Source organism: Microbulbifer sp., from assembly GCF_051659245.1.
Lineage (GTDB): Bacteria > Pseudomonadota > Gammaproteobacteria > Pseudomonadales > Cellvibrionaceae > Microbulbifer.
In genome coordinates, this window is record NZ_JBOFOC010000001.1 from 1 (window position 1) to 8,342 (window position 8,342).

9 protein-coding genes are annotated in these 8,342 nt (G+C 63.1%); 4 read left to right on the plus strand and 5 right to left on the minus strand.

What is annotated here, in order from left to right; translation table 11 throughout:
• Positions 1-44 precede the first annotated feature (44 nt).
• On the minus strand, positions 45-1,682 hold the full coding sequence (locus ACRC0P_RS00005; protein WP_438627253.1) for a SulP family inorganic anion transporter: 1,638 nt from the start codon (positions 1,680-1,682) through the stop codon (positions 45-47).
• 7 nt (positions 1,683-1,689) lie between these two features.
• Positions 1,690-2,352 (minus strand): carbonic anhydrase, encoded by a 663-nt coding sequence (locus tag ACRC0P_RS00010; protein ID WP_438627255.1) that lies wholly within the window; start codon positions 2,350-2,352, stop codon positions 1,690-1,692.
• A gap of 120 nt (positions 2,353-2,472) precedes the next feature.
• On the opposite strand from ACRC0P_RS00010, the gene ACRC0P_RS00015 reads away from it, so the two are divergent.
• Together ACRC0P_RS00015 and ACRC0P_RS00020 are read left to right on the plus strand one after the other, a co-directional pair.
• Positions 2,473-3,417, plus strand: a complete 945-nt coding sequence (locus ACRC0P_RS00015; RefSeq protein ID WP_438627257.1) for a hydrogen peroxide-inducible genes activator — start codon at positions 2,473-2,475, stop codon at positions 3,415-3,417.
• A gap of 82 nt (positions 3,418-3,499) precedes the next feature.
• The gene (locus ACRC0P_RS00020; RefSeq protein ID WP_438627259.1) at positions 3,500-3,952 is read left to right on the plus strand and encodes a DUF2269 family protein; all 453 of its coding nucleotides are present in this window, start codon (positions 3,500-3,502) and stop codon (positions 3,950-3,952) included.
• Between the two features lie 163 nt (positions 3,953-4,115).
• Here the strand turns inward: ACRC0P_RS00020 and ACRC0P_RS00025 are convergent, their stop codons facing one another.
• Positions 4,116-4,748, minus strand: a complete 633-nt coding sequence (locus ACRC0P_RS00025; RefSeq protein ID WP_438627261.1) for a malonic semialdehyde reductase — start codon at positions 4,746-4,748, stop codon at positions 4,116-4,118.
• Between the two features lie 80 nt (positions 4,749-4,828).
• Here ACRC0P_RS00025 and ACRC0P_RS00030 point away from each other — a divergent pair, with 80 nt between their 5' ends.
• Positions 4,829-5,089 (plus strand): DUF3081 family protein, encoded by a 261-nt coding sequence (locus ACRC0P_RS00030; RefSeq protein ID WP_438627263.1) that lies wholly within the window; start codon positions 4,829-4,831, stop codon positions 5,087-5,089.
• A 271-nt stretch (positions 5,090-5,360) separates the two neighbouring features.
• On the opposite strand, the gene ACRC0P_RS00035 is transcribed toward ACRC0P_RS00030, so the two are convergent.
• Both ACRC0P_RS00035 and ACRC0P_RS00040 read right to left on the minus strand, forming a co-directional pair.
• The gene (locus ACRC0P_RS00035) at positions 5,361-5,978 is read right to left on the minus strand and encodes a tRNA-(ms[2]io[6]A)-hydroxylase (RefSeq protein ID WP_438627265.1); all 618 of its coding nucleotides are present in this window, start codon (positions 5,976-5,978) and stop codon (positions 5,361-5,363) included.
• A gap of 34 nt (positions 5,979-6,012) precedes the next feature.
• Complete coding sequence (locus ACRC0P_RS00040) at positions 6,013-6,771, minus strand: iron-containing redox enzyme family protein (protein WP_438627267.1); 759 nt, start codon at positions 6,769-6,771, stop codon at positions 6,013-6,015.
• A gap of 206 nt (positions 6,772-6,977) precedes the next feature.
• Here ACRC0P_RS00040 and ACRC0P_RS00045 point away from each other — a divergent pair, with 206 nt between their 5' ends.
• Entirely contained in the window at positions 6,978-7,904 is a 927-nt protein-coding gene (locus ACRC0P_RS00045; RefSeq protein WP_438627269.1) for a hypothetical protein, read from the plus strand.
• The last annotated feature ends 438 nt before the right edge of the window (positions 7,905-8,342 follow it).

Consider the following 8,342-nt stretch of genomic DNA (forward strand, 5'->3'; position numbering starts at 1 on the left):
CCCGCTCCTACATGGGGGCGCCGGCGAACGCACCAGCAGGCGGCTCAGGCACCTGCCGGCAGCCAGTTGCCGCCGCTATCTTTTTCCCGCTGCCGCAGAGCTTCGTCCCCCACCCGCAGGGCCTCGCTGCGATCGCGGAACTGACCGTCCCCAGGCAGTCCCCCGTTCAGGTTGGCGAGCACGGAACGCACCTCCTCGTGCATGCCCGCGAGATACAGCTGCCGGCCGCTGCTGCGGGCATCCGCGGCGATAGTCTCCACCGCCAGCGCTGCGGACAGGTCCAGGAACGGCACCGAGGAGAAATCCAGGATCAGAATGCGGGAGCCCGGCTCGCAGTGCTCGCGCACGTGGTGACCGAGATCCGCGGCGGCACCGAAGCTCAGGGGGCCGCTGAACTCGAACAGCGCAATGGCCTCGCGATGGCGCTCGAGAATGGCCCTGTCCTCCGGGGAGTCCAGGTGTTCCGGCAGGTTCCGCAGGCCGGCAATCTGCAACTGGGCCACCTGCTTCACGAACGCCAGGGCGGCCAGCACCACACCGGCGGCCACCGCGGTGATCAGGTCCACGAAAATGGTCAGTACCAGTACCAGCGCCATCAGGATCAGATCCCAACGCGGGCCCTGGTGGGCGCGCTTCAGGTAACTCCAGTCAATGATATCCAGGCCCACTTTCACCAGGATGCCCGCCAGCACCGCCATCGGGATATTCGCGGCGAGCGGACCCAGGCCCAGAGCCACCGCCAGCAGCACCAGCGCGTGAACCATTCCCGACAGGCGGCTGTGGCCCCCGGAGCGAATGTTGACCACGGTGCGCATGGTGGCGCCGGCCCCGGCGATACCGCCGACCAGGCCGGCCGCGGTATTGCCGAGCCCCTGCCCGATCAGCTCCCGGTTGCTGTGGTGCCGCTCGCGGGTCATGTTGTCGGCAACCAGCGACGTGAGCAGGCTGTCGAGAGCACCGAGCACCGCGAGAATGACCGCCGCTTCCACCACCAGGAACATCTTGTCGCCATTGAATACCGGCAGGTGCAGCTCCGGCAGGCCGGTGGGAATACTGCCGAGCACGGGCACCTCAAGCGCGAAATAAGCCACCAGGGTACCCGCGATCAGGGCCGCCAGCGGCGCCGGCAGGTAGCGGCCGAAACGGGCGGGCCAGCTGTACACCATCGCCAGGGTGCCCAGGCCGAGGAGCAGGTTCACCAGGTGGACGTCCGACAGCGCCGCGGGCAGGAAACCGAGGGCACCGAGGGTCCCGCTGGGCGAATCGTGACCCAGGAGCGGGTTGAGCTGCAGGATAATAATGATGACGCCAATACCGGTCATAAAGCCCGAGATCACCGGGTAAGGCACCAACCGTATGTAGTGGCCGAGGCCAAACAGGCCGAATGCCACCTGGATCAGGCCCGCGAGAATCACAGCGGTGAAAATCAGCGCAGCGTCGCCGGAGAGGCTGGCAAAGAGACCGGCCAGAACCACCACCATGGGCCCGGTGGGGCCGGATATCTGCGGACCGGTACCGCCGAACAGGGCGGCAAAAAAGCCGACCGCGATGGCGCCGTAGATACCGGCCATGGGGCCGAGCCCCGAGGCCACCCCCAGTGCCAGGGCCAGGGGCAGCGCCACCACACCGGCGGTGACGCCGCCGGTGATGTCGCCTCGCAGCGTAGATAAATCGAACTTCATCTCAGCCTTACTCCTCGACTTCTTCCATTGAACGGACCCCGAACGTGGCCCGGTATTCCTCGTCCATGGCTTTAAAACCGCCGGACTGCTCGTGGTAATAGAGCACTTCCCCGCTGGCGATGTTGTACAGCCAGCCGTGCAGCTCGATGCGACCGTTGGCCAGGCCGTTGGCGACAGCGGGATGCGTACGCAGGTGCTGCAATTGCTGTACCACATTCTCGCAGGTCACCTCCTGCAGATGATCTTTGCTCAGGCAGCCCCGCCGCCCGCGCACCACCTCGGTGGCGGAGCGGCAGTGGCCCAGCCACTCCTTCACATGGGGCAGCCCCTCCAGCTTCTCCGGCTCGATGGCGCCCTTCATCGCACCGCAGTCGGTGTGGCCGCAGACCACGATATGGGAGACCCCCAGTGCGGCCACCGCAAACTCGATGGACGCCGTCATGCCGCCGGTCTGACTGCTGTGGGGCGGCACCACGTTGCCGGCGTTGCGGCAGATGAACAGCTCCCCCGGCTCGGTCTGGGTCACCAGGTTGGGATCGATACGGGAATCCGCGCAGGTGATAAACAGCACCTCCGGATTCTGGCCGTTTGCCAGTTTGGCAAACCGCTCTTTCTTCGCCGGATAGACCTCTTTCTGAAACTTGGCCACCCCTGAGATCACGTGCTCCATAGAAACTCCTTTTGTGAACATACCGAACAATTGTTGCAATCATTATTTATTGATAGCTCAATAGGATGAAATACTATTCAATGATAACCTTTAATTATCAGATAACCGCCGGAGGATCCCGTGGCTTCCAATCGACAGGCGCCGACGATCAAGCAGTTGGAGTACTTTGCAGCCATCGCCGGGCGGTCCAGCTACCGCCGCGCGGCGGAGGAACTGGGGGTCAGCCAGCCGGCCCTGACCACTCAGATTGCAGCGCTGGAAAGCGCGCTCGGCCTCTCCCTGTTCGAGCGCTCCCGCGCCGGCACCCTGCTCACGCCGGAGGGCCGCGAACTGCTGGATCAGGCGCGCCAGATTCTGCTGGCCATGCGGGAACTCAGGGAAAATGCCCAGATGCTAGCCCAGGGGTACCAGACCACCTATAAACTGGGCGTGCCCCCCACCGTCGGCCCCTACCTGCTACCCAACGTCCTGCCGGAGTTACACGCCCGTTATCACGCGCTGAAACTGTACGTGAGGGAGGGCGCGCCACGGCAGCTGCAGCGAGGGCTGGCGGAGGGCGCCTACGATCTTGCCATCATCCCGCTGCCGGTGACTGCGGAGGACTTGGCAGTAGAGCCGCTGTTTACCGAACCCCTCAAATTTGTGGTTCCGGCGGACCACCGCCTCGCGGGGAAACCCCAGGTTATGCCCTCGCAACTGCGCGGGGAGAAAGTGCTCACGCTGGAGGAACAACACCACTTCCACCACCAGGTACAGGAAATCTGCGAGGACCTGGGAGCGCAGTTGCAGCGGGACTACGAGGGCACCAGCCTGGACACCCTGCGACAGATGGTAGTGATGGGGCTCGGGGTGGCTTTCCTGCCCGGTCTCTACGTGCACTCCGAAATGCACCACCCGGAAGCGCTCCATGTGAGCGAGCTCAAGGCCCAGCCCATTCTGCGCCAACACGGGCTGGCGTGGCGCGCCAGCGCGCCGGGACGGCGCTTTTACCGGGAGCTGGCGGCCTATACGCGGGAGATCATACAGAAGCGGCTGGGCGACGTGGTCACGGTCGACAGTCCGTGAGCGGGCGAAAGTGCGGCGCAGACATTGATGTTGCACCGGGCAACTGTGGTAATTTGAGCGCGAAATTCATCGCGGTTGCCCCATGTCCATCTACCTGTTGTTGAAAACCCTGCATGTCATCAGCGCCATTGTCGTGCTCGGCACCGGCGTCGGTATCGCCTGGTATACGCTGCGCGGCTGGCTTTCCGGGGACCGGCAGGTATTCCGCTGGATCAGCCGCGAAACGGTCACCGCAGACTGGCTATTTACCGCCAGCGCCATCGTTATGCTGCTCGGCAGCGCCGCCGGAATGCTGTCCATCAACCCCACCTGGCTGCAGCAATCCTGGCTGAAACTCGCCATGATCCTGACTGTGCTGGTTGGCCTGCTGTGGCTGCCGGTGGTGGTTTTGCAATATCGCCTGAGACTGCACGCCCACAAGTCCAGTGAGGCCGAGGTCCACCGGGTGATGAAACTCTGGTGCGCACTCGGCGCCGCGGCATTTCCGCTGATGATTGCCATTGTTTTTCTGATGGTGGCAAAGCCACATTTTTAATACAGGTGCCCGCTTTCAAATCTCAAGTTTCGGACTATCGGTGAATGACACACTGTGAGAGCCTGCCTGCAGGCGATTGAAGTACCGGCAGCACCCGCTTCGTCAGCAGGGCTGGCTCCCACAGGAGCCACCACCGTCGAGATTGCGTTCGCTCTGCGATTTGTCAGATGAATTTGCACACGTCGTCAAAATCGAACCGCGGGCTGCGCGGGTGCAGCATTACCGGATCGCCGTAGCCCAGGTTGCACAGGAAGTTCGATTTGATATGGCTGTCCGGGGAGTGCTCCTGCTGGAACACCCTGCTATCACAAGGTTCGCTGAAGAATTCCTTGTCCACCGCGGCGTTGTCGAAACCGGACATGGGGCCGCAATCCAGGCCCACCGCGCGCGCGGCGAGAATGAAATAACCGCCCTGCAGGGAACCGTTGCGGAAGGCCGTGGCGGCCGCCAGTTCGGAGTTGCCCACGAACCAGTCCCGCGCCGGCGCATGGGGAAAGAGTTTCGGCAGGTACTCAAAAAAATGCATATCGTGGGCAATGATCGCGGTTACCGGCGCGGCCATGGTCTTCTCCACATTGCCCTGGTTCAGCGCCGGCCTGAGGCGCTCCTTGGCCTCTTTACTGCGCAGGAACAGAATCCGCACCGGGCAGCTGTTGGCGCTGGTGGGCCCCATTTTCATCAGATCGTACAGCTGCCTGAGGGTCTCGTCGCTCACCGGCTTGTCGAGCCAGTGACTGTGGGTGCGCGCCTCGGTAAACAGCTGTTTCAGGGACTCGCTGGAAATGCTCTCACCCATGTCTGCTCCTTATGTGGGATTGCCGGGATCGAATAGATACTATAGCGTGGTATAAGCTACCTCCGACAACGGGCAAAGACGTGGACCAAGAGCACAAAATCGACGTCAAACAAGCATTGAGCGTGTTTGACAAGATCACCAGAAAAGGGGTGAAAGAGGAAGACGGCTGGCACTACCGCGGCCTGACCGCAAGCACCGATTTCGACGGCTATACGGTTTTTATCAGTTCACCGAAGGTGCAGTTGACCATTTTCTTTCACAACAAGTACACGGTCGACTACGCAAACGCGGCGGAGCTTGAGGAATTCGTCAATCTGCTGGAGAAAATCGACCGCAGTTAGACCAAATACCGTTGGGTTAGGCCGGAATGGCACTTACTTAAGCGGTTTCCGGCTCCCGTAGGGCGGATAAGCGAAGCGCATCCGCCGCCCCAGGCTGGTGGATGCGCTTCGCTTATCCACCCTACAAATAAGGCCATTTGCGCTTAATCGGAAGATGGGCACGTCGCTTCGCTCCTTTGCCCATCCTACAGGGGGCTTCCGCTTAACTTAGTGCCATTCGACACTGATCTTTTCGCCTGCAAGCAGGCTCCTACGGGTGCCGAGTCTTAACTCAACCGGCGGGCACTCCGCTATGGAAACGGAATTCGCCGTCACTCCCCTCGACCAGTCCTCTCTCCACCTCCAGCAACTGCCGCACCCGGGGCTCGATATCCTCCGCGGCGGCCTTCCGCGCCAGGGCCAGGTAATCACGAAAATGCCGGGCCTCGGATTTCAACAGCGACAGGTAGAACTTCTGCAGCTCCTCGTCCAGGTGCGGCGCGATACGCGCAAAGCGCTCGCAGGAGCGGGCCTCGATAATCGCACCGCAGATCAGCGTATCCACCAGCCGCCCCGGCTCCGCGTTGCGCACCTGCTCGCGCAGGCCCGCGGCGTAGCGGGAGGCGCTGATATGCGGATAGGCGATGCCGCGCTTCTTCATAATCGCCAGCACCTGCTCGAAGTGGCGCAGTTCCTCCCGGGCCAGACGCGACATCTTGTTGAGCAGGTCGAAGTTGTCCAGGTAGCGGAACATCAGGTTCAACGCCGTTCCCGCCGCCTTCTTCTCGCAGTTGGCGTGGTCCACCAGCATCAATTCCGGCGACGCCAGCGCGGCCCGCACCCAGGCGTCCGGCGTGGGGCACAACAGAAAATCGTGAATGGCGGAGAGGTCGGGGACCGGAGCGTTCATGCGCGGTACTTGCTTGGTTGAGTCGAGCGCGGGATTATAGCGACGACGCCCGCGAATTTGCAGCGCCGCCGTCGGACCTCATCAGGCCACAGGCTTCGGCCACCTCATCGCGATAGGCCTGCCAGCCGTGCAATACCTGCCCCATCCACTGCAGCACCCGCGGGCGGGCGCCCTCCTCCACAAAATCCAGCATCAGGTGCCAGGCGACCTTGCGGTGCCCCCGCTCCACTTGCCGGTGCACCCGCGCCAGGGCCAGGTTCTCGATCGGCAGACCATAGTGTTTCACCAGCGGATGCTGGGAAAGCGGGAATTGCGGGCGCCGGGGCGCACCGGGCTCCAGCTCACCGCGCTCGTACTCGGTACCCTCGAGGAAAATCGTGGTCACCGCCGCCGCCACCTCCCAGCCGTGATGGCTGACGGCATCATCCAACAGCGCGCGAAACTCCGCCGCCTTCGGCAGCAGCTTCACCCGCCTGAAGCGATCCAGGTTCATCCCCAGACCGCGGGGATACTCCAGGAACAGCTCCGAATTCGGCCTGCCGCCGCTCAGGCCGCCGGTCTCCTCCTCGTAGAGATCTTCCGCCAGCTCCCGCCGCACCTTGGCCATCGGGCACTGCACATAGGCGCGGCCGAGCATTACCGGGAGATCGCGCACGTAGACCGCATACTCCTGTTCCAGGTGGATATGCAACCGCTCCTTCGGCACCAGCCCGCCGGAAAACGCCGGACAGGCCCAATGCACCTTGCGCTCCATCACCCGTAGCAATCCCTCTCGAAATTCGATTCGGTTCATACCGGGAATGGTAGGGAGACAACTGCAACGGCACTACCAGCCCTGCCTCCACCCCGCAGCGCTGGATACCGGCATGCGCCCACTGCTCCCCCCCACCCTGGTGGCCTCCGGTTTTACTCCGAGGCCTGATCCCGGTTTTGATCGCAAAATTGATAACGGTTTATTAAGTGGGTTATTATTTCGGGAAGTACAGGGGAGAATTCCAGATGGACGACCAGCAAAAGCTGGCGCGGCGCATTCCGCCATTGCTCGACAAACTGCACGCCAGCGCCGGCAAACTGCGCAACGCGCTGGAGCAGTTGCAGAATTCACCCAGGCCCTGGCAGCACTATCTGCTGCAACCGGTTTTCGCCCGCAATGCCGCCGAACTGCTGGGCGGTACTTTCGAAAAGCCCTTCGCCCTCGCCGGCGCTCTCTACGCTCAGCTGGACTACTGCGATTCCCCGGGCACTCCCGGCGACGCCCGCGCCACCCTGCAGATTCCCGGCCTGCTCTGCGTGCCCGCGCCGGTTATCGAACTGGCGCAGCAGCTGAATATGGACAAAACCGCCTTCTCGAAAGCGGTGACCGAATTCAAGACGGTACTGGCGGAGCGCCCCGCCCCGGAACGGGACCGCCAGTTGCGCGACCTGCTCTCCACCGCCGGCCATCCCCGCGCCCACCTGCGCCAGTGCTACCGCCAGGTGCTGCTCTGCCCCGAGCGGCCCCAGGCCATCGCGCTGAGTTGGATCAAGGCGCGCAAGTCGATCCGCAAGGTATCGGTGGAATGGTGCGAGAGAAAACTGGTGCAGTTGGACCCACAGGGCGCGGACCCGGGCATCCAGTACCAGCGGCAGTTGCTGGCGGGACTGCACCGGAACCAGCACGGCGACCTGCGCCAGGTGCAGGTGCAGAGCCGCCCCAACCTGCAGGTGGCGGAAATTTTCCGCGACAAAAGTGGCGAGACCTATCGCCAGGTGGGCTACGCGGCCATGCCGGTTCTGGTGCTGGGGGATAAAAGCGGCCAGCTGCCGGAGTTTACCCGGGTGGATCACCAGCCGGCGGTGAGCCTGCGCCGGCAGCGGCGGGATTTGGCGTTGTCCCGCGAGCCGTTTCTGGCGGCGTTGCGGGTGTATCTGCGCGAGGCCGGATAGTTGGCGCTACGCACCTGGTAGGAGCGGCCCATGGCCGCGATCGATCCCGCTTCGTAGCGCAGTCCAATCGCGGGCATGGCCCGCTCCTACAAATGTTTTTCGTCGTTCCGGCGCAGGAACGGTATGCTTCGCCGGATCTACGGCCCCTGTAGGAGCGGCCCATGGCCGCGATCGATCCCGCTTCGTAGCACAGCCCGATCGCGGGCATGGCCCGCTCCTACAATATGTTTTTCGTCGTTCCCGCGCAGGAACGGTTTGCTTCGACGGATCTACGGCCCCTGTAGGAGCGGCCCGTGGCCGCGATCGATCCCGCTTCGTAGCGCAGTCCAATCGCGGGCATGGCCCGCTCCTACAAATGTTTTTCGTCGTTCCGGCGCAGGAACGGTATGCTTCGACGGATCTCCGGCCCCTGTAGGAGCGGCCCATGGCCGCGATCGA

Bases quoted from the DNA above. Each gene is read 5' to 3' on its own strand.
- ACRC0P_RS00020 (WP_438627259.1), top strand. From the start codon at position 3,500: ATGTCCATCTACCTGTTGTTGAAAACCCTGCATGTCATCAGCGCCATT.
- ACRC0P_RS00045 (WP_438627269.1), top strand. From the start codon at position 6,978: ATGGACGACCAGCAAAAGCTGGCGCGGCGCATTCCGCCATTGCTCGAC.
- ACRC0P_RS00010 (WP_438627255.1), bottom strand. From the start codon at position 2,352: ATGGAGCACGTGATCTCAGGGGTGGCCAAGTTTCAGAAAGAGGTCTAT.
- ACRC0P_RS00025 (WP_438627261.1), bottom strand. From the start codon at position 4,748: ATGGGTGAGAGCATTTCCAGCGAGTCCCTGAAACAGCTGTTTACCGAG.
- ACRC0P_RS00040 (WP_438627267.1), bottom strand. From the start codon at position 6,771: ATGAACCGAATCGAATTTCGAGAGGGATTGCTACGGGTGATGGAGCGC.
- ACRC0P_RS00035 (WP_438627265.1), bottom strand. From the start codon at position 5,978: ATGAACGCTCCGGTCCCCGACCTCTCCGCCATTCACGATTTTCTGTTG.
- ACRC0P_RS00005 (WP_438627253.1), bottom strand. From the start codon at position 1,682: ATGAAGTTCGATTTATCTACGCTGCGAGGCGACATCACCGGCGGCGTC.